Source organism: Dictyobacter formicarum (genome assembly GCF_016587435.1).
The window spans coordinates 283,635-307,790 of sequence record NZ_BNJJ01000005.1 but is presented as its reverse complement, the minus strand read 5'-3'; the positions used below and the strand labels follow the sequence as shown (position 1 = coordinate 307,790).

Genomic DNA, 24,156 nt, shown 5'->3' with positions numbered 1-24,156 from the left:
TGGACTTTACAGATACGCATTACATCCACCGTACAGGCGCACATCAGACAACGCAAAGACGAGGTAGGGGAGTATATGCACTATCTCTACCCAGTATACTGCGCTGCCTAAAAAACGGCTTTTGACCTTCTGGCCCTCTCTCACCTTGAGAGTTGATGAGAAGCATACCTCTTTCCACATAGCAGCGGAGAAAGAACAGTGAGCGCCGTACAGGCGCCAGTGATGGCACCTGTACCTGGAGAGGACGTATAATACGAATGTCTATGCTGTACATGTAAGAGGATAGATAAGTAAATAAATACCAAAGTAATGCATCCTGGTCTGTGAGCGACAAAAAACGTTGATATTTCAGGTTGGCGTGATATGGTTGCCTGACGCCACACCCGGCCTCCATCTCTATTGTTCCAACTCCGAAAAAATTCATATCGCAACCGCATTTCTGGCTATATCAGCCAAACCAGGGACATGCATTAGGAAATAGTTGAATACTGACCGATCCGTTTGCTGAACCATTCGATTGTCTGGCGCAACCCATCTTCCATGCTAACTTTACGCTCCCAGCCCAGGATTTGCTGTGCTTTGGTTGTATTCGCACGGCGGCGCTCGGGATCATCGACACGGCTGGTCTCAAAGAGAATTTCAGAGGAAGAGTTGCAGAGACGGATAATCATCTGAGCATATTCTAGCACTGTGTGTTCCTCAGAGCTTCCCAGATTAAACACTTCGCCGGTCGTATTAGGACTGAACATCGCGCGCATCAAACCCTCAACCAGGTCGCTGACATATGTGATGCTACGCGTTTTATTGCCATCTCCATAGATCGTGATGGGCTCATTTTTTAGTGCCTGTGTGATGAAATTTGGAATCATGCGGCCATCTTCAAGGGCACTATTGGGGCCATAGGTATTGAAGATACGCACAATGCGAACATTGATTTGATACTGCCGATAGTATTCCATAACCAATGTTTCACCCAGGCGCTTGCTCTCATCGTAGCAAGCTCGTGGCCCGATGGAATTGACATTGCCCCAGTACTCCTCACTTTGTGGATGGACCAGGGGATCACCATAGATTTCTGACGTTGAAGAAATCAGGAAGCGAGCATTATTTTTGCGCGCTAACTCCAGCATCCGATGGGTGCCAACGCTATTGACCAGAATAGTCTCGATAGGATGTTCCAGGTATCCAACTGGACTGGCAGGGCTGGCCAGGTGGAATATCACCTCTGCATCGCTCTCAAATGGTTGCGTCACATCATGCTGTAAAAATGTGAAACGAGGATGATCAATGAATGCTTGAATATTGTCGATGGAACCTGTTATGAAATTATCAACACAGAGAACAGTATGTCCCTCATCAAGTAAGCGTTCACAGAGATTGGAGCCAATAAAACCTGCGCCACCTGTAACTAGAATTTTCAATGAGAACCTCCAGACATAGATAATATCTTTTCATAGATATTTGTACCTAATGGGTAGACGAATCGTACACGGGTTGGTAACAGGCATAGCACAATGGATTAAGCGCCTTTGCTAGCTTGCTCCTACTTGTTTTTGCGTACGCTTCACGCACCCATAAACGATGATGGTTTCCTGTACTCCTTGTGTTGATTCAGGACAATGTTTGCGTAGTCAACTGTAAAAGCCACCATGATCATTGTCTACTTGCTTGAGCGTTCCATAGCTCATCTGATGGTATGGATGGCTTTGAATGTTTATTCCTACAACCAATACGTTTTGGTGCTCAAATTCGTCACAGATTGATTATGTATATTACCGTTTTAAGGAGTTTTTGCCTGAAGACGCTTCCATCTCTGATAGAGTAGTTCATCTCCCCAGCTAAGAAATCCACTGGTAGTAAAGCCATGAACAATCGTTACCGCCAGCAGAGAGTGTGGGCCAGGCAAGAAAAGATAGACCAGGCTAAAGACCAGACCAGCCAGTCCAACACCACCAACGCTGCGCCAGTTCCATTTGCCCAGGCGATGGTAAAGAGTATAGACGGCCGTACTTACCAGCCAGCCCAGAAAGAGCGAATGGGTCCACTGGACAACCGCTGCCAGTATAAAGCCTCGAAAGAAAAGTTCTTCAACTGGCCCGTTGATAAAGAGGTAAAAAAGCGTTTGAATGCATTGATCACTTGCCGTCGGTTTGCGGAACCAGCGACCAACAATAAACATACGATAAGTAGCCGCAAACGCCGCCATACCAGTACCCACCAGGAGTCCGATTAAGAGGTGTAGCGGCACATTAGTCAGGGTTAGTCCCAGGAAACTGAAAGGCAGGTGGAAAATGGTGATATAGCCAAGTGGCACCAGACCCATAGGAATGATACGCATAAGGATGTCTGGCCACATCCAGCGCCACGTGCTGGCTACAGTAGAGTAGACCAGCTGTGAAGACTTTTCTGACGACACACGCTTACCTCTTCTGGGTAAAAAAACAGTATTTGCCTGGGTTGTTGCCATTATGTACACTAACTTTCTTGCTGGGTTTTATTTAAGGGATTGTTAATAGATGTTAAGTTAGTGTAAACAATAGGAGCGTTATTTGTCCAGGGGATAGCTCTAAAGCCTGCCTATAGTAGATTAATTAGTTAAACCGTTGTAGCTGCTCGATTCCTTCCTGTACCTCCTCGTGCGAAAAATCGCCCAGTTGGAGGTCAATGCTACTTTTCTTCTGCAGACGTTGATAGAACTCATGCCCCTCCTGCAGCACTTTTGCCGAGGGATATTGCTCTAGCAGATCGAAGAGTATATTTTCTGCTCGCCCATACATGCCTCTCTGTTCATAGTAGCGAAACAGTTTTTGTTGGATGTGCGCAGGTAAGGCGTAATCAGTGAGTTTTTGAATCAACTCATCTGCATCGTCGTACAGTGTTGAGTCAGTGCCCACATGTTCTTGATGGAGCAGTTCGAGGAGTAGATAGAGGGATTTCGTATAGCGATAATAGCTTTCATTACTGTTGCCCAGTCCTTCATAGGCTGCGCCTTCCTCTTTGAGCAGCGATGCGATCCACAGACCTGTGTCGACATTCATTTTGCCGAGGGGAGATAGACTTTGCAACAATAGCTCATCCGACAGTGAATTGATGAAGCGCGAAGTCAGGCCGGTATATTTTAGCAACAGATTATCGATGGTAAGCAATTCATCTTGATAGCGATTACGTTTACGCAGCCCGATCAAGATCGAGAGTTCATAGCCGATCTGTTCTGCCAGGCGGAGAATATAATCTTTGTTAATCATCTTTTTCAATCGCGTGGACCCCTGCCTTCAGGCATGGAGAGGAAACGCGTCTCCTTATCCCCTGTCTGGAACCCCTTCACACATTTCTGGTTCCCTCAAATCTTGTGAGAACCCATGTTGTAAAGAAGGCAGGGCACCTATTGCGGGTGCCCTATTTAGTCGTGTTCCTGTTTAACTGTGCTGCTCCAGTTTGGCGATCGCCTGATCGATGCGCTTCATACAGACATCGCGTCCCAGGACCTCCATCATCTCGAATAATGGTGGAGTCGCTGTACGTCCACTGACAGCGGTACGGATCGCTCCAAAGAGCTGGCCTGCTTTGAGTCCCAGTTTGGCGACCAGTTCGCGCAACTGAGCCTCCAGCACGGTATGCTCCCAGCTATCCAGGCTATTCAAGAGTTCGCGCGCATGCAACAGAGCATCACGAGTATTGGCGGCATCCATTTTTTTCTGGATTAAAATGTCCAGTCCATAGTCAATCTCTTTCTCATAGAAGAAAGACACAACGTATGGGGCTTCGCCCAATGTTTTCAGGCGCTCATGCTCCAGTGCCAGCACGCGTGTCGTATAGTCGCGATCCAATGGGCGCTGTACACTGTCGGGCAATCCACCATCGGCCTCGGGACGCTCCATGTAAGGAAGCGTACGCTCCACTAACTCTTGTAAGCTGAGCTTGCGAATATAGACGCCATTCATCCAGAGCAGCTTTTCCGGATCATAGATACCTGATGAGATACCGATTTTTTCCAATGTAAAGACCTTGATCAGCTCTTCTCTGGTAAAAAGTTCGGTCTGATCATCATAGGCCCAGCCGAGCAGGGCCAGAAAGTTAAAGACGGCCTCTGGTAGATAGCCTTCCCGCTTATAATCAGACCATGAAGGAGCGTTGCGTCGTTTGCTCAACTTCTTCTTATCCTTACCCAGCACATTGGGCAAATGATAGAACAGAGGCGGCTCCCAGCCAAGAGCCTGATAGATTTGTACATGGCGTGGTGCGCTGGAGATCCACTCCTCACCGCGCAGCACATGGGTAATGCCCATCAAATGATCATCAACCAGGTGGGCCAGGTGATAAGGAGCCAGCCCATTTGATTTCAGAATGACGGTATCGTCTAGATCGCTATTCTTAAACACCATATCGCCGTGCAGCATATCATGCACGACAGTCTCGCCCTCCAGTGGCATCGCAAAGCGCACTGTCCAGGCGTCGCTCGCTGCTTCGTGTGCCGCGCGCTCTTCCGCTGTCAGATAGCGGCAACGCCGGTCGTAGCGTGGCGGTAACTTATTCGCAACCTGTTCCTTGCGCATCTCATCCAGGCGCTCAGGCGTGCAGTAGCAACGATAAGCGTGCCCCGACTCAATTAACTGGCTGGCATACTGTTGATAGAGAGCCTTTCTCTGCACCTGGTAGTATGGGCCATAGGGGCCACCGATAATAGGACCCTCATCAATATCCATACCTAACCATTTCAGACCATTGGTGAAATCTTCAACCGCTCCTTCTACAGTGCGTGCCAGGTCTGTGTCTTCAATGCGTAGGATAAACTTGCCGCCACTATGGCGGGCAAAAAGCCAGCTAAAGAGGGCGGTACGAAATGCACCAATATGTAGAAACCCGGTAGGGCTAGGTGCGAAACGCAGCCGAGGAACCTGGGTTGGCTCCGGCTGTAGTTGCCCCTCCGTACGGTTGTCAATCTGTGTCATACGAAGACTGGTTCTCCTTCAACTTCTTTACTACATCTCCGATCTATTGTAACATAGCATAACTGTACTGGATAGCATGCTAATTTTCTTATCATGGCCCTTGTATGAAAGGTTACCTTTTATGTCATCGCATCTACTCGCTACTGGCCTGCTCCCTGATACGGCTACTATTTCTGCTCAAGGTGAATTATTGATTGCAGGGAGAAAGTTGAGCGAACTGGCACACCTATATGATACCCCTCTGTATATTTTTGATCGAGCGACAATTATTAATGCGTGCACACGTTATAGACAGGCTTTTTCAACTGATTATACCGCATCGGCCGTGCGCATTCTCTATGCCTCCAAGGCTTACATTTCTCCTGTGCTGGCGCAGCTATGTATGGAACAGGATCTAGGGCTGGATGTAGTTTCTGGTGGTGAATTACAGGTTGCCCGGCATGCCTCTTTCCCCATGGAGCGCGTCTCCTTTCATGGCAATAATAAGTCGGAGGCTGAGCTGCGCATGGCGCTGAAAATGGGTGTGGGGCGTATAGTTTTGGATAACTGGAGTGAGCTGGAGCGTTTGACGCGTATTGCGCAGGAGACGGCTACGCGACCAGCTGTGCTGGTACGGGTGGCGCCTGATATTGATACCGATACACATAAATATTTGCAGACCGGCCACGCGGCCGCCAAGTTTGGTTTTCCGCTGGTTTCTGGTGACGCCAGGGCTGCTCTGCTGCGGATCCTGCAAGATGATCAGTTGGACCTGGCAGGCATTCACGCCCATAGCGGGACGCTACTACGCGAGACACGTCCTTATGAAGAGTGTGTGGAACGCCTGCTGTCTTTAGCCTGCGAGGTTTATCAGGAAACGCGTTGGTGGCCGGAAGAGATCAGTCCTGGTGGTGGCTGGGGGATTGAAACGGTTGATGCATTGCAGATGCCTTCGATTGCGCTGCTGGCTCAGGCCTTGCAACGTACTGTCGAAGCGTTGCAGCCGAAATTGCCCGCGCCCATGCCAACCCTGATCCTGGAGCCTGGTCGCTCGATTGTTGCGCGCGCCGGGCTGGCCGTATACCGTATTGGAGCCACTAAAGCTACGCCTGGAGGCGTGAATTACATCTTTGTTGATGGTGGCATGGGCGATAATATTCGACCAGCCCTCTATGGTTCCCAATATACAGCTCTGGCTCCTGAACACTTATTAGAACCGGCCGCGCAAACCTATTGTCTCTCCGGTCGTTATTGTGAGTCAGGGGATATGCTGATTGAGCAGATTGACCTACCTGAGTTGCAGGAAGGAGATTTAATCTGCCTACCGACCGCAGGTGCGTATAGTCTGCCTATGGCCAGCAATTACAACCTTGTTCCTCGCCCAGCCGTAATTATAGTTGATGAAAAACGAATAGAGATCATGGAACGACGTGAAACGTATACAGATATACTCAGAAGGTATCCTGCCTGACCATCCCTGGTGCCTCAACACCCTTATGCCTGCATGGCATAAGGGTGAGCAGCATATGCTACGTTCATGCAGGCTAAAGAGATTGAGGAGTTGAAATCGTATGGGAATCTGGACGTTGAAGAAGAAACAGGCGAAGATAGATGAGCATGATCAACCGACAGAACCGGTGCCGCATAATGTGTTCCCTGACCCGGCGTTCCCCACCGTAAATTCGACTCCGCAAAACTACGATACCATCCCTGCCCCTCATGCAACCAGACACACCTTTTATCCAGTGCCGACTGCTTCATCGGACAATGCAGTTCCTTTTCGGCCAGGGCAACAAGAAAGAGAGCCCGCGTATGCGGGATGGAGGTGGGAGATGCCGCAACGTATGGGTGCCCTCCCGCTGCGTTTGCTTCCCCTGGAGGCTGGCTTATGTTTTGTGGGCATACAATTCCTACTACTTATGCGTTTTGTATGCAAAGTATGGAATCTCGCACCAGATGGTGGATGGGTGGAGGTGGTATATAGGAGCAGTGATATTATGCTGCTACCATTTCAGATACTACTTCCCCCATTGCATCAGGTTCTTTTTACTCGTATCGAGCCCTATACGCTACTGGCAGTTGTGCTATACGGCTTCTGTTCGCGCATCCTGGTCCATATCTTAAAGATGATTGTCCATGCGCACATAAACATAGATAAGCCTTTCGGCCAGGATAGCAGCGCGAGCAAAACAGCGGGTAGAACTAACTAATCTTTACCGAATTCGTCCAGAACATCCAGACTATTAATGAAGTCACGATAGGCGTCCAGGTTTTCCTCTTCCTCCTCCTCCTCATCTTCATGCTTCATTTCAGACCGTAAGGTTGGGGGTTGTGGCTCTTCATTCTGTTCAGGAACAACGCCGGCACGCTCCAGTACACTTTCCTCAACATAGATGGGGGTTTTGGCCCGTACGGCTAGCGCAATTGCATCGCTGGGTCGAGAATCGATCTCTACGTGTCGACCATCTACATCGAGAACAATACGCGCATAGTAGATTTCATCGATCAAATCAGAGATTACAATGCTTACAATTTTCGCGTTAAGCTCTTCAATGACGTTTTTAAGGAGATCATGTGTTAGCGGTCGCGGCGAGGTGGTTCCTTGCAGCTCGACGGCGATAGCATATGCCTCCGCATACGCTATCCAGATGAAGAGATAGCGCTCTTGCTTCGTTGCTTTTAAGATGACCACTCGCTGCTGCGTAGCCAGATTTATGCGCACGCTCTCAACTGTCATCTCTACCATAGTTTTTCTGACTCTCTCTTTCGTGCGTGGATCCGTCGAATACCCAATGCATCTATTGTACACCTAGGAAAGTATAGGACGCAAATCATCGCGCATCTTTTGATAACATGCCATTCATTTGGATGAGCGCAGCCGCCTGGGAAGCTACCACCAGCCTGGAAAACTGAGCAATCCAACGGATAAGCTGTGGCGGCGGAGCGAGCCGTAATCAAGCGGCGTTTTCCAAATGCTTTTTACAGCTTAGCGTATCTCAATGTCCCTTTGCAATGGAGTATAACAAAACCAGCAGTCACTGCCAAGTCCCAGGATCGATAAGAATGTCTGTTTGAAAAATCCGTTCAAAAAAAGCTTGTATTGACTATGCTGTTGTGGTATTATCATCTGGAATAGTCGTTCTAGTTTTTGGCTGTGTGGGGAAGTTAGCTGAGGTGTTCAGAAAGGCAGGAGACCATACTATGTCGTTGGAGCAAGCCAGCGAAATACAGCGCCGCATGTATGATTTCATTGTAAATTACATGAAATCCGAGGGGATGCCCCCCACAAATCGCGAGATTGGCCGCGAACTTAATATTGCCAGTACTGGCCACGTTGATTATCATCTCACCATGCTGGAAAAGAAAGGCTTGATCTCTCGTCAGGCGAAGAAGAGTCGTGGTATCAAATTGACCAAGCAGACTCACGAAGGTATCCCTGTCATGGGCACAATCGCAGCTGGAGAGCCCCTGGATATATTCGAAGGGGCCACCGATTCAGTCGATGTGGGCCATAATTTTACGGATACCGAGAATTCGTATGCTCTGGTTGTGCGTGGGCGTTCCATGATTGAAGACCACATTTGTGACGGAGACTACGTGGTGATTAAGCGCCAGGAGACCTGTCAGAATGGGGATATCGTTGTGGCAGTTCATATGCAAGAAGGGGTCAGCGGAAGCGCTACTTTAAAGCGTTTCTTCCAGGAGAAGGATCATGATCGGGTTCGCCTGCAGCCTGCGAACTCAGAACTGGATCCCATTTTGATCCCAAAGAGTGTTTGGGATCGCGAATGGCAGATTCAAGGCAAAGTCATAGCGATCTTTCGCCAGTGCATCAGTGCTGCCTGAGCAACTGACAGCTCAGCTGCAGAACTGATCATTCCCCATTGCCAGCCTTAGTGTGCGCGTTTTTTCATAATAGACGGGAATAAAAGATCAACGGTGAGCATATTGCTGCCACCTGGTAGACCCGATCTTTCTCCCGTCTCTGTCTGTTTTACCCTCCAACAGGTATAGAATGCACTTTTATGTACACTTACGCCTGTTATTATCTGTTAAACATCTCCTGAATGACCTATACTCTTGTACTCTTCCATCTATTCTGCTATACTTCTACTAGTATGATAGTAGGGATTTGTTATGTTGTGAGCCTCGGACTTTTGTGAAAGCTCAGAAAGGAAGCGAGCCTTTGTTAAAGGCTGTTGCTGCGGCGCTTGTACTTATTGCGGGGGCTGCGGTTGTTCTCTGGTATGCAAACACCCTCAATTCCTGGGTTTTAGGTGGTTTAATAGGTGGCCTGGCTGCACTACTGTTAAGTATTCCTATCTCTTTAACGCTTTTTTCGTTTCTCGCTCGTCGTCATGAAGAGCAGGAGCGTGCTCGATTACAAGATGAAGAGTATAAAGAAGCGTCCCGGTCAGTCATGTATGAATATCGACAAGTGCCCGAGCGCTTGGCCAGAACGATCTTGATCGAGGAAGAAGATGAGTATATTCCCCGGAAGCGTGGAATATGGGGTGAAGAAGAAGAATATGTAGATGAGCGCCGCTACCTGCCAGCTCCGACCAGAAGAGAATTGCCGCCGCCATCCTCGCGCAACTCTGCTTCTGATGCTTATCCTGCGTATCGACCCTCTTCGACGCAGCGTGGTAGACCCACGCCTCGTCAGTTAGCGCCGCGCGATATAGAGAGTCCCAGTCGTCGGCATACGACACGTCGTTTACCGAATACTGGTTTCCCTGGCTATCAAACTGATATGACACGCAGCAAGTTTCAATCGCAGGCTTTGCGTATTGCGCGGCAGGAGGCTTCGCAGCGCTCAGAAGAGGCAGCGCAAGATGATTACCAGGGGTACCGCTCGCGTCGTCCATCTTCCTCATTGACGAACAACCGACCCGACCAGCGCTCTAGCCGTAAGCCACCCAGTTCGCATGGCTACCGCCAGAACACCAGGCAGTTCCAGGATACCGAGCCATCATACCAGTATTCATCGCGTGGGCGACGTATCGTCGACGCCAATCTATCACCCAATAGTCCTTCTCGGGTATTTTCGGAAAATGAAGATTTAAGTGCCCAAAAGTACCAGTATAGGGATCCTGAAACCGACGTGTTTCAGCAAGATTTTGTGAGCTCTGATCTGAAAAAACCGCTACAACGGCGTGCACCGTATATGTATGAGGATGATGCTTTAAAAGATGAGCTGGCACAGCAATTAGAACCGCCAACGACGCGCCGCTCCTCGCGCAATCTAGCCAGCAGGCATGATGAAGAGTAGACGATTCTCCCCCTTTTTTGGGTACTGACGGTCCTGGCCTCTTTCAATAAAATGTGCTAGTATGAGGCAAAATTGCAAGCTCTACGAAGGAGGCAGACGTGGCCCATATCACGGATCTCTTAACAACTTTTATTACCAATCTGTATATCTCGACTGGCCTGCTAGGTATTGTACTGGCGATGGCAATTGAAAGCTGTTGTATTCCTCTACCCAGTGAAATTGTTATGCCGGTGGCAGGCCTCTTATTAGCACAGCACAAAATTCTCCCGGGCGTGAATACTCCTGTAGGGATTATTTTGCTGGGCCTGGCTGGCGCGGTTGGGTGTTTGCTCGGTTCAGCTATCGCTTATTGGATCGGTTACAAAGGTGGCCGCCCCCTGATGTTAAAGTATGGGCGCTACGTATTGATCTCACAGCATGATGCCGATATCGCAGATCGTTTTTTCCAGCGCTGGGGTAGCCCTACTGCATTTTTCTCGCGCTTATTACCGGTGGTTCGCACCTACATCTCGCTGCCAGCGGGTATCACCAAGATGTCCTTTACCAAGTTCTGTATCTACTCCTTTATTGGCTCCTTCCCCTGGTGTATATTGCTGGCCTACGCTGGCGTTGTTCTGAATGGCAATATGGCGACCATCGAACCTTATTATAAGAGCTTCGAGTATGTCATCATCGCCGCCATCGTTGCCTTGATCGTATTGTATGTCTGGCGCCACCTGCGCAATGATCGCCGCGCACGCCTTGAACATGCAGCCGCGGCCGCCGCTGAAATGAACCAGCCAGCCAACAACCCACAGTTTCAGCAGCAGCCTTCCTGGAATCAGCCAGCCAACAACGCGCAATTCCAGCAGCCACAGCAGCCTTCCTGGAATCAGCCAGCCAACAACGCGCAATTCCAGCAGCCACAGCAGCCTTCCTGGAATCAGCCAGCCAACAATGCGCAATTCCAGCAGCCGCAGCAACCAACGCAATCCCAGCCTCCTCGTCGATCATAAACAAATACCTGAATCAAGCTATTAAAAAAAGGGGTACCTATCCATCCGGAATAGGGCCCCTTTTTCAGCGCAAGATATTAGTCCTGTTTCTGCCAGGCTATCCTTATAACCAGGGAAGGGCACCACAACGACCAGTCTATCGACGGAGGTGAGGGCTTAGCCGTTTTCAAATCCGTATGGGCGCACTTGGATTTTTGGGTTTTGCTGCGGGGAGCTATCTGCTAGTTACTGGTCAGGCTAAAAATTCCGCTGCAGCTGTTAGCCTGATTTTAGGAGGCTTACTGGTTTTCGCGATCTTCATACTTCTGCCGGTTTTTCTGCGCCGTTAAATAGTGACAAGGGGATCGCGCTAGCCTGCTCGCGCGTATTAAAACAAGGTATTCTGGATAGGAGTATTGGGTGGGGGAGGCGGAGCAATGATAAAAACGGGAATACCGGCCTGGCGTGCTGCTGCAATGGCACTGTGGGTGCCCTGGCTGATACCATCCCAAAACGCGACGACGATTGAGACCGTTTGTACCAGTGCGTTATTATTTTCGCGGGCCGCATTTTCTTCTAGCATCTTCTCATCAAGTGGATGTTCTTCAACATTGTAGCCATAGCGGCGTGCGGTGGTCAGCGTATGTTGATCAACCGCGCCTGTATTGCTTGCCACCACCACGCAGCTGGCTGGCAGGTGAGCTATCAACGAAGTCACCAGCGATAGAGGGGCAAACGTGCGTGAGCCAATCACAGCAACGCGCAGTGGCTGTGGGGACTGCTGAATGGCGAGAACGGAAATCGCGTGTAGCGCCGACGCCAATTGCGCAACATGAGAGGCCACGATGCTCCTTTCCATCAGGTAATTACTACTGCTAAACATATATATGTGCTTATGTACCGGAGCACAAAGCAGTTACTGTTATCAATCATATATCAATCATACAAGAAATTGATTATTTGTCCAGATATACTGGCAGCGATGATAGATGTCATCTCAAGGAGAAGGCCCCGATGTGCTGGTCGGAGTGCCCTGCAGGTCGGTACCCAAATTTTCTGGGAATTCTTCAGGATGCTGTTTAACCCAGGAACGCCAGTAGGCCAGTACAAAAATCTGCAGCGCGCCCGCGATTGGCGCAGCAAAAAGCGCTCCCATCAGGCCAAAGAGGTCTGCTCCAATCAGTAAAGCCCCGATTGAGATAATCGGGTGAATCCCCACTGCATGCCCCAGGATGCGGGGAGCCAGTACCTGTCCATCCAGCCCACCCTGCACGATGCCTGAGAAGGCGAGAACGATCAGACTGGTCTGCCAGCCCTTAGTTGCCAGGGTTAACAGGATGGCAATGCTGATAGAAATGTATGAGCCAATTTGAGGAATAAACTCGAAGACAAAAATGATGATCGCAATTAACATGGCGTAGGGCACGCCTATAATGCTATAGCCAATCCACATAATCGTGCTAATGACCGCAGCCAACGTAATTTGCCCCCGTATAAAGCCCCCCATGGTATTATGCAATGTATCCAGAAAGAAGTTGATTTTTCTACGCGAGCGTAGCGGTGTTTTTTCGCGCAGCCAGGTAATTGTCTTGTTGCCCTCCAATAAAAAGTAAACACTCAAAGAGGTAACAATAATAATATTGATGGCCAATAAAAAAATACTATTGACCACCGGAACAACGTTACCTACCGCCGATAAAACATAATTAAGTACCTGCTCACCAGAAGACAGTATTTGGCTGGGCGAAATGTTGATGTTGCTCAATTGATTGACGTATGGCTGAAGGCGTTCCAATAGATCTGGCAAGCTTTTCTGGATGGACACTATCAATGCAGCCAGCTGACCTATAGCCGTCAGGATCACAAAATAGATGAGCAAGAGCAGCAGCAACAGCACCCCCAGGTAGACAATGAGAATGGCGAGCGGTCTGGGAATAAAACGTTCCAGTAATTTGACCAGTGGATAGATAACATAGGCAATCAAAGCCGAAATACCCAATGTGATGAGCGCCCCCAGGATCTTACTTACAATCAATCCGATACAGATGATAATAATCATCCAGGCGACAATCGTTAATGCGATCAGGAAACGCCTGGTCCATGCTGCGTTAGATGTTTGGTCACCTTTTGGCACAATATTGTAATCAGACAAAGAGGACATTAAATTTTTCCCCTCTCTCCAGCCCACTGTATGCATCCCGGCCAGGATGTGGAAGAATAAAAACTATGATGCGTTAATGAGTAATAATGAGAACATATCAAACGAACCAGCACTTTGCTTCAACCAAAAGATGTAATCAGAAGATGTAATCAGAAGATCAATGTGAGGATGGATTTCTGCGAGTGACGGTATGATTTCAAGTGCGCCTCGCGCTTGGGGCGCTGGTTTAGATGTGTACGTGGTAAAAATGTTGGGGGACCGCAGTCACCCAACATTTTTACCACGTACACATTTGCATGGGGGCCGCGAAGACCTGGCAATGAAAAAGCGGCCAATGGCGGTTTAAATAACTTATCTACCCTCTGTCATGGACAGAATAAGCACTTATTGAGCGTTTACTGTGACTATGCTGGACGATGTTTGTCGGTTGGTGATTGTGGTTCTACTGCTCCTGTATTCATCTTGGTGGCATACATATAGGCATCGTGACGCACGCTAAATGAACGCACAATAGGATCATTGGGGCCTGGACCGCCACTGGGGGATACACGTTCACGTATCAGGTAGACCTGTTCGGTTAAAGGTTGTACATAGTAACGATTTTTCATGATGAAATGCCTCCGCTGAGAATCCCATTAAAGGGTTTAGATTGTATTGTTGTATCCGCCTGCCAGGCGGTTGCGCCCATCTACGTATACAGTAGCTGTAGTGAATATTTCTGTAATGGGTTACTATGTTGTGACCCGTGGCAGAGTGCTGTATTGAGCTAACGTAGAATGTTCAAGCTTGCGTTTCTCCCCCATTATCAGGTGGCTGAACATTCAGTAGAAAAGTATATGGGCAAGTGGAAATAAACGTATATCTAGAAATCGTCGAAAGACACCTTCGCTGTGTGTTTAAACAATGACGTTTCCATGCAAAGGAATGTGATCCCCTTCAATCGTGTGAGCGTAGCTACTTGAATCGCCGCTACGTCTCCTAATCACAGATCAGCTTGCTTGCAACTACTGAGAGGTAGCTGAGATGGCCGTAAGTGAGCAGCATGCACAAACATTGATTACACCTTGCCACTTTGTGATACGCGAATACCTGTAATATCACAGCATCCATGGGAAGAATCGGCTGAGAATGCTGCTTCGTTAAGAGGACATGGTTCGCGAGAGCAACTGTAAGACCATTAGAGTATAGCCTACTTTCACTTAAAAGACAATATTTTTGACTATGGGTTATGGGCTTCACATGAACAACTATAGATTGAAAGCGTCAGCAGGAGAAAACGCTGCTGGTTTGCCGAAGCAAGCCAGCCGCATTATTCTATACAACTTATCTGACTGACTCCGCTGCTGTCCCTTTGCCACGTGCGAGTGCGGTAAAGATGCCCAGAGCTGCAAATGCGGCGCAGCCCATCAATGCCGCATGGAAGCCGCCCATAAACATCTGCTGCAGCGAAGAAATTTTTGCTGGGGATAGCTGATGCGTATGGCTGGCAAGGATATTTCCTGCCATAGAGCCACCGAAGCTGGCAAAGATGGTACCCATCATAGCCACACTCAGTGCCTGACCAATAACACGCCCAGTGGCCAGCAGGCCAGACGCCTCGCCCTGTGCCGAGCGAGGCGCGGCACCCATCATAGTGCGCGTATTAGGAGACTGAAAGATACCCTGGCCAATACCAATGACAAGGAGCCGCCAGATAATATCCCACATAGAGCTTTGGGCGCTTACTTCAGAGAGCAAGAAGAGTCCAAAGCACACTATAGCCAGCCCAATCGGTGACAGCCAGCGTGAACCAATGCGATCGGCCAGTGCGCCACTCAGGGGAGCCAGAATGGCCATTGTGAGGGGCAACGGCGTCAACATCAGGCCGGTTTGCTCAGTTGTGAAGTGCCGCAGCTGCTCAAAATAAAACGGCATCAGAAATCCCGGTGCAAACAGGGCCATCATACAGAGCATAAAAGTTATATTTGCAAAGGCAAATGTGCGATTGCGGATCAGATGTAAATCCAAAATGGGGTGAGGTATGCGGCCCTCGACATAGACGGCAAGACCGAGTGTTACGATGCTAATGGCTATTGTAATCATCAATCCTACCGATAACCAGCCCCATTCCTGGCCAAAGGAGAGCCCCAATGTTAGTGTAGAGAGACCAATGGCCAGCAGGGTGGCTCCCACAGGATCAAAACGACTGCTCCGTCCTTTGGCCGGGCGCAACTCATGATAGACATAAAAGGCGGCGCATAAAACCAGCAAGCCCGGCGCAACATTCACATAGAAGATCCAACGCCAGGTCAAATATTGAGTGATCAGACCCCCAATAGTTGGCCCCGCGCTGACGCCCAGAGACACCACTACAGCATTTAATCCTAGCGCCAGTCCTCGCTCATTGTTAGGAAAAGTGCTGGTAATCATGGCTATATTGACCGCAAATATCATTGCCCCCCCACCCCCTGAAAGATGCGGGCCAGAATCAGCATCAGGAGGGATGGAGCCATACCACATAAAGCCGAGCCTGCGATAAAAACGACCAGACCGATTAAAAAGATTGGCTTGCGCCCGATCAAATCTGCCAGTCGACCGAAGGTCAATAAAACAGCTGCAATCACAACTAGGTAGCCAATGATGATCCACTCAATTTCCCCGCTTACTCCCACATGGAAGGTATTCGAGATGGCGGGCAAGCCAATATTTACAATCGAACTATCCAACGTCGTTAAAAAACCGCTTGAAGCGGCTAAAATAAGCACTGCCCACTTATTCACCGCCGGGTATATCTGTTCCGGTGGGTGGGTAACGGGCCTGGATACTGTTGAACTCTCTACTGTTGAACTCTCTACTCTTGCTACTTGCATTTCGCCCTGTGTCGCCGTTTCAAACCGCCCATAAACTACTTGTTTGCGCTCATCGTGCATGCCTTGATCTCCCCCGGAAAAAAGATAACGTTTTCTATTTTAGTTATAACAAAAAAAGCGCCGAATGTCTTCCCTTTTGCCATGGATTTTGCTTATATTACTTTTCTTATTAAAATATTGAACACGCTGCTAGTAAGCATGATGTTCGTTAGAGGACAATGAAAAAAGAAGCACAGATGTGTAGAATAACCTTTGAAAACCTAATGCTCAGCGTGATTTCTGCCATGTTTCATCATAGCGCTAAAGAGTGCTGCGATATTCCAGGCATCGTCATCTCCATGGTGATGTGTTCCCTCAAGGGGCAAACCTGCGATATGCAAGGCTGTAGACATCCCCACCTCTTTTGGCAGGCCGTGCCAGAGCGCAAACAGCGCCTTGATATTAATATGCCTGGGTGCGAAGGGATAAGCAATCCGACGAGACTGGCATTGCCGCTCAAAATACAGGCGATCTGCCTCTCCATAGCTGGCCCAGACCCGCTCCTGTGAACCATACTCGGCCTTGAGCAGTGTGCACGCCTCGGAGAAGGAGATACCCTGGTCGACCTGTTCCTGCGTGATGCCTGTCAATTGTGTGCAGAACGGACTGATTGTAGAATGCTCGGGGCGCACAATGATGCTGCGCTTGTCCTGTGACTGCCAGGAAGCGACATCAAGCAGGCAGAGGCCAATTTCAATAATCTCATTTTCCTGCCCCTCGGGGATCCCATTTTCCCAGCAGGTGGCCTCGACATCGACAATTAACACCTTATCGAGTTTCCTTTTGACCATTCCCATCCTCAAATATCAAGTTAACTTTTATCCCGTCTTAATTAGAGTGAATATATATTTAAAATCGTTTATACTATGTCTGACGCTATTGTTGATTCTAATTTTATAGAGGAGTTTTAAAGAATGCAAGACGTGCCACCTCCACCTTATGTCTCTCCACCTGGTTCTCCGTATCCACCGCAGGTGAATTACCAGCAAAAAGCGCGTGCAGAAGGCCATATCACACTCAAATATGGGTTTATCGCGGGTGCTATTATAGCTGTTATCACTATCCTGATATTCCTTCTTTTTCTGATACCAGGTATTAGCGATGCGGTTTACAAGACGTTTCCCCAGACTATCCCAGGGATTTATTTCAGCCTCGCGAACATTATTACCAGCTTATTGGTGGCTCTGCTCAACGCGCCTGTCTATTTCTGTATGGGGCTGTTTGCCAGTCGGCGTACCGGCAAATTAGAGACGGCCATGCTTGCCTGTTTGTGGGCTCTGCTCTGCTTTCTCTTTGCGGATATATGCACATTAATTATCAGCTTCTTCATATATCTACCTCTTGAGACGGCATCGGTCATACCCCTGACACTGGTTGACTACGGGATTTCTTTGATGGTAGATCTATTTCTGGCTCTTGTGTTTGGATTTGGTGCAGCTATCCTGGGAGCGGTGATCGGGAAGCCAAATGCAAGGTGACGTTGTCGATCTGTCAGGAGACTGGCGTATATTTGACGATCACATTGGCCGCATCATCTGAGACATAGATGTGGCCGCTGCTATCGCTGAGAATGCCCTGGGGTTCAATATAGCGCCGGCTATCCAGGATCTCTTTCTTGCCAGTGCTCGGGTTAAAGCGGATGAATGCGTGCACCGCTTGAGCCAGATCGACAACGAGCAGATTACCATTGCCATCGGGTATCACATCGTCCGGCATAGCGAAACCGCCGATGCGTGTTACTGTGCCGGATGGAGTGATCTTCCAGATTGCACCGCCACACTCATCGGCAACAAAGATATCGCCATTGCTATCAACGCTGGCACCTACCGGTCGTGCGATGCCCGTTGCCAGCAAGCGCAACGTTTTGCCATCCAGGCTCATACGATAGACGTTCCCAATTGGACTATCCGGCACAATGAGTGTATTTGTGCCGGGATCGAAGGCGATGCCGTCGACACCATGTTTGCAGGTAGCCAGGCTATCGTGTCCGGGGAGTGCGCGGACGACCGTAGCTGTCTGGGCGCCAGGAGCCAGCTTCATGATACGGTTCGTATTCTGCTCGCCGAACAGGATAGTGCCATCGGCCAGCACCACTATCCCTTCCGGTCCTGCGGGATCGCGTAGCAGGACCGTCACCGAGCCGTTACTATTGACGCGGTTGATTGTCCCACTGGTATCGTCGCTGAAGAGCAGACGCCCCTGCCTATCCAGAGCCAGATCGTCCGGGTGCCCCTGACCCTGCAGGATAACCTGCGCTGTATAACTAGACGGTGCGGCACGGTTCCTCGGAGTAGGCGTAGGACGTGGAACTGGCGACTGAGCAACTTTCGCCGTCGGAGTTATCCCTATATGGGAATGACCCGTCGTGGCCGTTGATGTACATGCAGCCAGCACGAGCAACAGACCGGATAGGAATACGCGGATAACGGCCGTAGCCGACCTCTGGTATAGATGGCGTGACATAGTGAGCATCCTTCTCCTGGCATATGCATATCAATATAAATTGTCCGCCCATACTCTGTTACGATACAGCCCATTTCTATGTTCTCCATAATAATGCGCTGATATAATTTTCTTTGCAAGCTTTTCAGGGGAACAAAATAAAAGAATTCTGCCGCGTGTTTTAACTTTGCGTTATGTGAACGTCATGGTAAATAGAGTGGAATGTGAGCACTGGGTTCGTCATCCAAGCGATGCCGCTCCTGATGTGGCCCTATTTCCCGACCTCTTGTAAAGAGGTCACCCTCACATTGTAAATTCCACCGTCAGAACGGTGGATTTCTTGACTTCAGCCCTATTTGATAAATGCTGATCAAATGAAAAGAAAGCAGAATAGACGAAGAGGAGCATACCTTGATGCCTTCAGAAATCGAAAGGCAGATCATCGCCCTTCGCGCCACGACTGTCCTGCGGCGCACTTGGGAAGGAGCATTTCATCTTGAACAGCCCGCCCTTGTCAGTGACCGAGGTCGCAATCAAGTGTTCCGTTGTCGGGTTCAAAGCGAGGGAACCTTCCCTCCCAGTATTATCGTGAAATCGATCAAGGACCCTCTTGATCCTGTTCGTGGTTTGACCGATTGGGCCAGCCTGGCCTTTCTTTCTCAGATGGCTGATGAGCATTCTGTTGCCCCTCGTCTATTTGGGGGAGATGCAGAGCACCTGCTGTTTGTTATGGAAGATCTTGGGGAAGAGGGCAGTATTGACCACCTCTTGCACGTGCATGATTCGTCACGTGCGACCAGTGTGTTGTGCGCTTTGGCTCGCCAGATGGGTACGCTACATGCGACCACGATGGGAAAAGAGCGTCAGTTTGAGCGTCTGTGCGAGGACCTCTCTCTTGCGACAGTTTCATCGCGCTATCAAGAGGCCGAGCGATGGCTAGAAGGCTGTAAAAAAGTCGAGCGCTGGTGTCATGAGCTTTCGTATCTGCCTCCTGCAGGATTTGAGCAGGCGTGCATTCGTATCGCTGACACCTTCGCCCTGCCAGGTGCGTTTCTCGCGTTGACGCATGGAGATCCAGCACCGACCAATAATTATCTCAGCGGGAGTCAGATCTATCTGATCGATTTTGAATATGCTGGCTATCGTCATGCGCTTTATGATCTGACCGGGTGGAATATCCTCTGTCCGCTTCCCAGAGCCTGTGTTCATCTGATGAGCCATCATCTGCGCGCAGCGTTGGCCCCCGCTTGTCCAGCAGCGGAGTGCGATGAGATCTATCAAACTGCCTGGGGCATTCTCTGCACCTATCGAGCTATGGCACTGCTTTCCTGGATGCCTTTGCGCCTCATCGAACACAATGCGCCATGGGCGGACAATTGGAGCAGGCGTGAGGCGATGGTGGTCGCTCTGAGCAGATGGGAAGAAGCAACGCGAGAAGTCAAAGGGTTAGAAGTGATGGCAGTGGTGGCTGCTCAATTGCTCAGGCGCTGCCAGACTCTCTGGCCAGACATCTCAGCAGAGAAGATCCCTGCATGGCTAGCTTTTATGCGGACGTCATTTCCACAGAGCTAGCTCAACGCACTCACATCGCTGATTGTTGCCTTACTGTCCTGCTGGTGTGGAGTTCTATCCCAAACGATAAGTTTTATCCTCCTTGTTTATTATTGATTATTTTTTTTACTGACAATTTTAATTCTTTTCCTGGTAAAGTGATTGATGTAAAAGCGTCGGTCATTTCTAAATATATATTTTCGACGCTTTCCTTTTTTAGTATTTTATCTAATACTCCTATATACGATTTTTTTACCATATCAGCATACGTTTCTGCTTCTTCCGATAACTCTTCAATGTAGATATTGCTTATTGAACTAATTTTATTTGCACTGCTATATATGTTGTTCGTCCCATTCACGCCTACTTCGATTGCTTTTTCTAAATTCATACCTTTATCTATGTAAGCATGCATCACGTAAAGACTACTAATAAAATTATTTTCCGTTTCTGTTATCATTACGTATAGCTCTTGAGCTTTATTCCTTTTTATCTTCTTTCTCTCTATTATTTCACTCATGTATTGCGCAAATAAAGTTGCACAAAAACCACCAACGATTGCTAGCATACCCCCTAATAAAGTGGTAATAATCCCGCTGTTATCCATTTCTAATTCCTTATCTTTTTTTATTTTTATAACCAATGTCGTTAGCTGCTGTCAAATAATAGTCTATTGAGGTATCTGCATGGATGAACCACTTTAGCAATTTCGTGAACTTTGCAAGCTACAATCAGCGAACTCCTTTCAGATTTTTCTTCGTAGGTCGCTTGTACCTTTCCGGACGGAATACACTTTCTTTTAAAATGACACTGGCAATTCTGTCCATTTTTAGCTGTAGCGCAGTCCATAGTAGTTCCAGCCCAACCTTTAGAGGATGTACTTTGCTCTCGCCAGCTTGACGCTCCTGGAATTCTATAGGCACATTTGCAAGCGTATGTCCATGCAACACCGCATGAGTAACTAAATAAAGATCCAGATTCCACTTTCCTGAGCACGATCTTGCTCCATTGTCATAAATCGCTCGTCTAAATACCTTCAATCCAGATTGTATGTCAGTGTCAATAGCAAAGAGCATAGTAATAAGATAGGTGAAAATCTGGCTTAATCGACCACGCATACGATCAGCCTCATGATATGTAGCACGTCTATCCGCAATTACTATGTCCGCATGTCTGCTTGCCTGTACCATCAATGGTAAGGCCTCAGGAGGATATTGCAAATCGCCATCGATCATTGCTAGCATAGCGAATCGTGCGGCAGCAAAACCTTCGATAAGCGAATATGATTTGCCGGGGAGACCTTTTTTCGTCAAAATTTGGACGGGTAAATTTTTCTCTTTTGCAATAGCACGGGCAACGGCAACTGTATCATCATTAGAATGATCATCTACTACAATCACTTCGTAAGAAATTGCAGCTTCAGTCAGTGCTTGATGCAGGCGAGTTAAAAGATGACCAATATTCTCTGCCTCATTTAACGTAGGAATGACAATGCTAATAGCTTCGGATGTAGATAAAGTAACAGTAGAAATGCCGTGCGGGTCATACTGAAATGCTTCTCTATGCTGCATATTTCTTTCAGCACCCATGATTTCATGCATAACCAGTGAGGCATGTATTCCAATTTTATCCTTATCACATGCGGCACATTTAATGCAGAATCATCACTTTCATAAGACACTACAAACACTTTCCACGTAGTAGTTGAGAATATCTTTGCTCAGTAGTGAAAGATATTGGCCTCAACTTTGATACAATACAAAAATTTTGTATTAAATGTATTTTATATTAAGAAAAAAAACCTATAATGCAAATATTTGAAATCACCTTTTCAGCATAAGATTTATGTAAACCTTATATTGCCTATGCAGAAAAATAACCTCTATTCCTGCTTTATATTCTTAAACTGCAATTCACCTAATTAGTTAGATTTTATCCATTAGCTTGACAAATGAAGTAAGGCTGTAAGCTGAGCTTTTCAGCAGGAGCGGCCTTGATCGATTGGCTATCGAGAATGGCGACAGAAGGCTCTGGTTCCCTTTCGTTTGCGCAAGGTTGTCAGAATGGGTTCCCATTTCCTATTTGTAGCGCTCCTTTATACTGATTAAGAAAGGAAGATGTTGAGAGATCAAGCTTCCATAGCTATAGGATCCTGATAACAATTTCAAAGTAGGATGTGGTGGTGAATGATGCAAATACACAAAACAATCACAGAGATCAAGACAGAGCTATCTCAAACAGAAAATGTCACAAAAATAACCTTTTGGATCTTCCTCTATAAACGCACTAACAAGATACATACGCAGATACTCTTTTGGTGCATACTCATAATAGCCAGCATACTACGCTTTGCTCAATTCACATCGCTTCCAACTGGAATCAATCAAGACGAAGCAAGCGCTGCCTATGAATCGTACGCTTTATTAACAAGGGGTACCGATCGCTGGGGCAACAAATTTCCTGTTTATTTTCCGTCATGGGGATCAGGTCAAAGTGTACTACAATCGTATCTCAATATTCCCTTTATCAAATTATTTGGACTAAATACTTTTGGAGCCAGATTTTTGCCCACTCTGTTGAGTGTCCTGACATTGATCGTGCTTTATCTTCTCGTTAAAAAACTCTTTAATGCTCGCACTGGACTTCTGGCAATGCTTCTGCTTAGCATCACGCCATGGCATATTATGTTGTCAAGATGGGGCCTGGAAGCAAATCTACTCCCTTTTTTTCTCCTGATCAGCGTGGCTTCCCTGGTTTACTGTTATACCTCCTCCGCTAGAAAGGCGCTTCTCCCTTTTTCACTTATATTCCTGGCACTTTCCTGCTATGCTTATGGTGTGGGTATCCTGATTATCCCAGAGATAGCAGGACTCTATTTTCTCATCCACCATAAAACAATTCTCACTTATAAAACAGGCTTTTTGCTCAGTCTGGGGATATTCCTGCTTCTCACAGCCCCATACTTATTGTTCATATTGGATAACAATATATTGCATTATACCCCTACATTCATTACTCACTTACCATTCACCATTCCTTTACTTATCGGTAACCGCATAAATCAGATCAACGATGGTCACAATCTGTTGACCACCAATATACGTTTCCTTACCAGCGGTTTTCGCGACGACGCGATTTGGAATAATCTGGATTGGTTTCAACCACTCGGCCTGGTAGCACTTCCAGGCGCAGCTTTAGGTGTCTATTACAGCCTCAAAAAACATGGCGATGCCACCATCTTCGTCATCTGGCTGATCGCGACTTTGCCCCTTTTCTTTCTTGTGCCTCTCAATATCAATCACGGCAATGCTATCTTTGTGCCGCTAGTAGCTCTAAGCGCAATCGGGATCGGTGGAATGTATAGCGATATCAGGCATAGGAAAACTAAAAGACTCTTCCTGATAGTCGTCCTGGCTATTACACTAAGCTATAGTGGGCTTTTTTGTAGCGATTATTTTACAAACTACAATAGTTACATTAGCTATATGTTTAACGATGGGCTGGATCAGGTTCTCCTTACCACCAAAGAGCAAACAGCGCCCGGCGAACCCATCTATGTGTCTGATTGGATTCCACTTAATTACGTCTATCTCCTCTATTTCTTTCATATAGATGCCCAAGATTTTCAGCAACATTCATCGGTCATAACTGTTGATGGCACCTATGAAGTTCTTAACTACCGTAACTATTACTTCTACCCAGCAGAATCACAGTTGAGATCAGCTTCATCATATATCGCAATCCTCAAAGGAAGCGAACAAATCAGTTGTCGATCTCACCAGGTACTCTACTCCCAGGGAGTATGGACCGTTGAACGATGTAACAATAGATGAGGAATGCATTGAAGCAACTATCCCAAAGGATAGAACACTGCGCTTATGACGCTTTATAACATTTACAACCTTACTGTTGCGCGCACTGCTTCTTCCTTTGAAGAGAG

The 24,156-nt window shown here is 47.8% G+C and carries 20 protein-coding genes and 1 pseudogene; 8 read left to right on the top strand and 13 right to left on the bottom strand.

The features are described from left to right. Nucleotides 1–470: 470 nt before the first annotated feature. From JMI88_RS11095 to gltX, 4 genes are all read right to left on the bottom strand, one after another. Nucleotides 471–1,421, bottom strand: a complete 951-nt coding sequence (locus JMI88_RS11095; protein WP_201361891.1) for a UDP-glucuronic acid decarboxylase family protein — start codon at nucleotides 1,419–1,421, stop codon at nucleotides 471–473. A 359-nt stretch (nucleotides 1,422–1,780) separates the two neighbouring features. Next, nucleotides 1,781–2,416 (bottom strand): CPBP family intramembrane glutamic endopeptidase, encoded by a 636-nt coding sequence (locus tag JMI88_RS11090; protein WP_201361890.1) that lies wholly within the window; start codon nucleotides 2,414–2,416, stop codon nucleotides 1,781–1,783. A 175-nt stretch (nucleotides 2,417–2,591) separates the two neighbouring features. After that, nucleotides 2,592–3,245: a DUF6483 family protein gene (locus JMI88_RS11085; protein WP_236022901.1), complete on the bottom strand. Its 654-nt coding sequence runs from the start codon at nucleotides 3,243–3,245 to the stop codon at nucleotides 2,592–2,594. A 171-nt stretch (nucleotides 3,246–3,416) separates the two neighbouring features. Then, nucleotides 3,417–4,949 (bottom strand): glutamate--tRNA ligase, encoded by a 1,533-nt coding sequence (gltX, locus tag JMI88_RS11080; RefSeq protein WP_201361888.1) that lies wholly within the window; start codon nucleotides 4,947–4,949, stop codon nucleotides 3,417–3,419. A gap of 121 nt (nucleotides 4,950–5,070) precedes the next feature. Here gltX and lysA point away from each other — a divergent pair, with 121 nt between their 5' ends. Together lysA and JMI88_RS11070 are read left to right on the top strand one after the other, a co-directional pair. Further along, nucleotides 5,071–6,399 carry a diaminopimelate decarboxylase gene (gene lysA / locus JMI88_RS11075; protein ID WP_201361887.1) on the top strand — a complete coding sequence of 443 codons (1,329 nt, stop codon included), beginning with the start codon at nucleotides 5,071–5,073 and terminating at the stop codon, nucleotides 6,397–6,399. A gap of 100 nt (nucleotides 6,400–6,499) precedes the next feature. Further along, nucleotides 6,500–7,138 (top strand): hypothetical protein, encoded by a 639-nt coding sequence (locus tag JMI88_RS11070; RefSeq protein ID WP_201361886.1) that lies wholly within the window; start codon nucleotides 6,500–6,502, stop codon nucleotides 7,136–7,138. On the opposite strand, the gene JMI88_RS11065 is transcribed toward JMI88_RS11070, so the two are convergent. Then, entirely contained in the window at nucleotides 7,135–7,674 is a 540-nt protein-coding gene (locus JMI88_RS11065) for a bifunctional nuclease family protein (protein WP_201361885.1), read from the bottom strand. The two genes, JMI88_RS11070 and JMI88_RS11065, sit on opposite strands and share 4 nt — an antisense overlap. A gap of 455 nt (nucleotides 7,675–8,129) precedes the next feature. On the opposite strand from JMI88_RS11065, the gene lexA reads away from it, so the two are divergent. From lexA to JMI88_RS40090, 3 genes are all read left to right on the top strand, one after another. Beyond that, nucleotides 8,130–8,774 (top strand): transcriptional repressor LexA, encoded by a 645-nt coding sequence (gene lexA, locus JMI88_RS11060; RefSeq protein ID WP_201361884.1) that lies wholly within the window; start codon nucleotides 8,130–8,132, stop codon nucleotides 8,772–8,774. A gap of 340 nt (nucleotides 8,775–9,114) precedes the next feature. Continuing rightward, nucleotides 9,115–10,200: a hypothetical protein gene (locus tag JMI88_RS11055; protein ID WP_201361883.1), complete on the top strand. Its 1,086-nt coding sequence runs from the start codon at nucleotides 9,115–9,117 to the stop codon at nucleotides 10,198–10,200. 98 nt (nucleotides 10,201–10,298) lie between these two features. Continuing rightward, complete coding sequence (locus JMI88_RS40090; RefSeq protein WP_268905983.1) at nucleotides 10,299–11,195, top strand: DedA family protein; 897 nt, start codon at nucleotides 10,299–10,301, stop codon at nucleotides 11,193–11,195. Nucleotides 11,196–11,562: 367 nt separating this feature from the next. Here JMI88_RS40090 and JMI88_RS11045 read toward each other — a convergent pair whose 3' ends face one another. The 5 genes and pseudogenes from JMI88_RS11045 to JMI88_RS11025 form a co-directional block, all read right to left on the bottom strand. Beyond that, nucleotides 11,563–12,018 (bottom strand): hypothetical protein, encoded by a 456-nt coding sequence (locus tag JMI88_RS11045; RefSeq protein WP_201361882.1) that lies wholly within the window; start codon nucleotides 12,016–12,018, stop codon nucleotides 11,563–11,565. Nucleotides 12,019–12,171: 153 nt separating this feature from the next. Next, the gene (locus JMI88_RS11040) at nucleotides 12,172–13,335 is read right to left on the bottom strand and encodes an AI-2E family transporter (protein ID WP_201361881.1); all 1,164 of its coding nucleotides are present in this window, start codon (nucleotides 13,333–13,335) and stop codon (nucleotides 12,172–12,174) included. Between the two features lie 404 nt (nucleotides 13,336–13,739). Continuing rightward, nucleotides 13,740–13,943: a hypothetical protein gene (locus JMI88_RS11035; protein WP_201361880.1), complete on the bottom strand. Its 204-nt coding sequence runs from the start codon at nucleotides 13,941–13,943 to the stop codon at nucleotides 13,740–13,742. A gap of 715 nt (nucleotides 13,944–14,658) precedes the next feature. Beyond that, nucleotides 14,659–16,184: pseudogene (locus JMI88_RS11030) on the bottom strand (MFS transporter). Between the two features lie 260 nt (nucleotides 16,185–16,444). Beyond that, nucleotides 16,445–17,014: a 3'-5' exonuclease gene (locus JMI88_RS11025; RefSeq protein WP_201361879.1), complete on the bottom strand. Its 570-nt coding sequence runs from the start codon at nucleotides 17,012–17,014 to the stop codon at nucleotides 16,445–16,447. Nucleotides 17,015–17,137: 123 nt separating this feature from the next. Between JMI88_RS11025 and JMI88_RS11020 the strand changes: the two genes are divergently transcribed. Next, nucleotides 17,138–17,701 carry a hypothetical protein gene (locus JMI88_RS11020; protein WP_201361878.1) on the top strand — a complete coding sequence of 188 codons (564 nt, stop codon included), beginning with the start codon at nucleotides 17,138–17,140 and terminating at the stop codon, nucleotides 17,699–17,701. A 13-nt stretch (nucleotides 17,702–17,714) separates the two neighbouring features. Here JMI88_RS11020 and JMI88_RS11015 read toward each other — a convergent pair whose 3' ends face one another. Further along, entirely contained in the window at nucleotides 17,715–18,686 is a 972-nt protein-coding gene (locus JMI88_RS11015; RefSeq protein ID WP_201361877.1) for a Vgb family protein, read from the bottom strand. Between the two features lie 393 nt (nucleotides 18,687–19,079). Here JMI88_RS11015 and JMI88_RS11010 point away from each other — a divergent pair, with 393 nt between their 5' ends. Beyond that, nucleotides 19,080–20,237: a phosphotransferase gene (locus JMI88_RS11010; protein WP_201361876.1), complete on the top strand. Its 1,158-nt coding sequence runs from the start codon at nucleotides 19,080–19,082 to the stop codon at nucleotides 20,235–20,237. A 73-nt stretch (nucleotides 20,238–20,310) separates the two neighbouring features. On the opposite strand, the gene JMI88_RS11005 is transcribed toward JMI88_RS11010, so the two are convergent. Both JMI88_RS11005 and JMI88_RS11000 read right to left on the bottom strand, forming a co-directional pair. Then, nucleotides 20,311–20,823 (bottom strand): hypothetical protein, encoded by a 513-nt coding sequence (locus JMI88_RS11005; RefSeq protein ID WP_201361875.1) that lies wholly within the window; start codon nucleotides 20,821–20,823, stop codon nucleotides 20,311–20,313. A gap of 124 nt (nucleotides 20,824–20,947) precedes the next feature. Beyond that, on the bottom strand, nucleotides 20,948–21,805 hold the full coding sequence (locus JMI88_RS11000) for a glycosyltransferase (RefSeq protein ID WP_201361874.1): 858 nt from the start codon (nucleotides 21,803–21,805) through the stop codon (nucleotides 20,948–20,950). 597 nt (nucleotides 21,806–22,402) lie between these two features. Here JMI88_RS11000 and JMI88_RS10995 point away from each other — a divergent pair. After that, complete coding sequence (locus JMI88_RS10995) at nucleotides 22,403–24,049, top strand: glycosyltransferase family 39 protein (protein ID WP_201361873.1); 1,647 nt, start codon at nucleotides 22,403–22,405, stop codon at nucleotides 24,047–24,049. Nucleotides 24,050–24,156 lie beyond the last annotated feature (107 nt).

Excerpts from the sequence above, each read along its gene's own strand:
- JMI88_RS11085 (WP_236022901.1), bottom strand. The coding sequence starts at position 3,245 with ATGATTAACAAAGATTATATTCTCCGCCTGGCAGAACAGATCGGCTAT.
- gltX (WP_201361888.1), bottom strand. The coding sequence starts at position 4,949 with ATGACACAGATTGACAACCGTACGGAGGGGCAACTACAGCCGGAGCCA.
- lysA (WP_201361887.1), top strand. The coding sequence starts at position 5,071 with ATGTCATCGCATCTACTCGCTACTGGCCTGCTCCCTGATACGGCTACT.
- JMI88_RS11070 (WP_201361886.1), top strand. The coding sequence starts at position 6,500 with ATGGGAATCTGGACGTTGAAGAAGAAACAGGCGAAGATAGATGAGCAT.
- JMI88_RS11065 (WP_201361885.1), bottom strand. The coding sequence starts at position 7,674 with ATGGTAGAGATGACAGTTGAGAGCGTGCGCATAAATCTGGCTACGCAG.
- lexA (WP_201361884.1), top strand. The coding sequence starts at position 8,130 with ATGTCGTTGGAGCAAGCCAGCGAAATACAGCGCCGCATGTATGATTTC.
- JMI88_RS11040 (WP_201361881.1), bottom strand. The coding sequence starts at position 13,335 with ATGTCCTCTTTGTCTGATTACAATATTGTGCCAAAAGGTGACCAAACA.
- JMI88_RS11035 (WP_201361880.1), bottom strand. The coding sequence starts at position 13,943 with ATGAAAAATCGTTACTATGTACAACCTTTAACCGAACAGGTCTACCTG.
- JMI88_RS11025 (WP_201361879.1), bottom strand. The coding sequence starts at position 17,014 with ATGGTCAAAAGGAAACTCGATAAGGTGTTAATTGTCGATGTCGAGGCC.
- JMI88_RS11020 (WP_201361878.1), top strand. The coding sequence starts at position 17,138 with ATGCAAGACGTGCCACCTCCACCTTATGTCTCTCCACCTGGTTCTCCG.
- JMI88_RS11015 (WP_201361877.1), bottom strand. The coding sequence starts at position 18,686 with ATGTCACGCCATCTATACCAGAGGTCGGCTACGGCCGTTATCCGCGTA.
- JMI88_RS11010 (WP_201361876.1), top strand. The coding sequence starts at position 19,080 with ATGCCTTCAGAAATCGAAAGGCAGATCATCGCCCTTCGCGCCACGACT.
- JMI88_RS11005 (WP_201361875.1), bottom strand. The coding sequence starts at position 20,823 with ATGGATAACAGCGGGATTATTACCACTTTATTAGGGGGTATGCTAGCA.
- JMI88_RS11000 (WP_201361874.1), bottom strand. The coding sequence starts at position 21,805 with ATGGGTGCTGAAAGAAATATGCAGCATAGAGAAGCATTTCAGTATGAC.
- JMI88_RS10995 (WP_201361873.1), top strand. The coding sequence starts at position 22,403 with ATGATGCAAATACACAAAACAATCACAGAGATCAAGACAGAGCTATCT.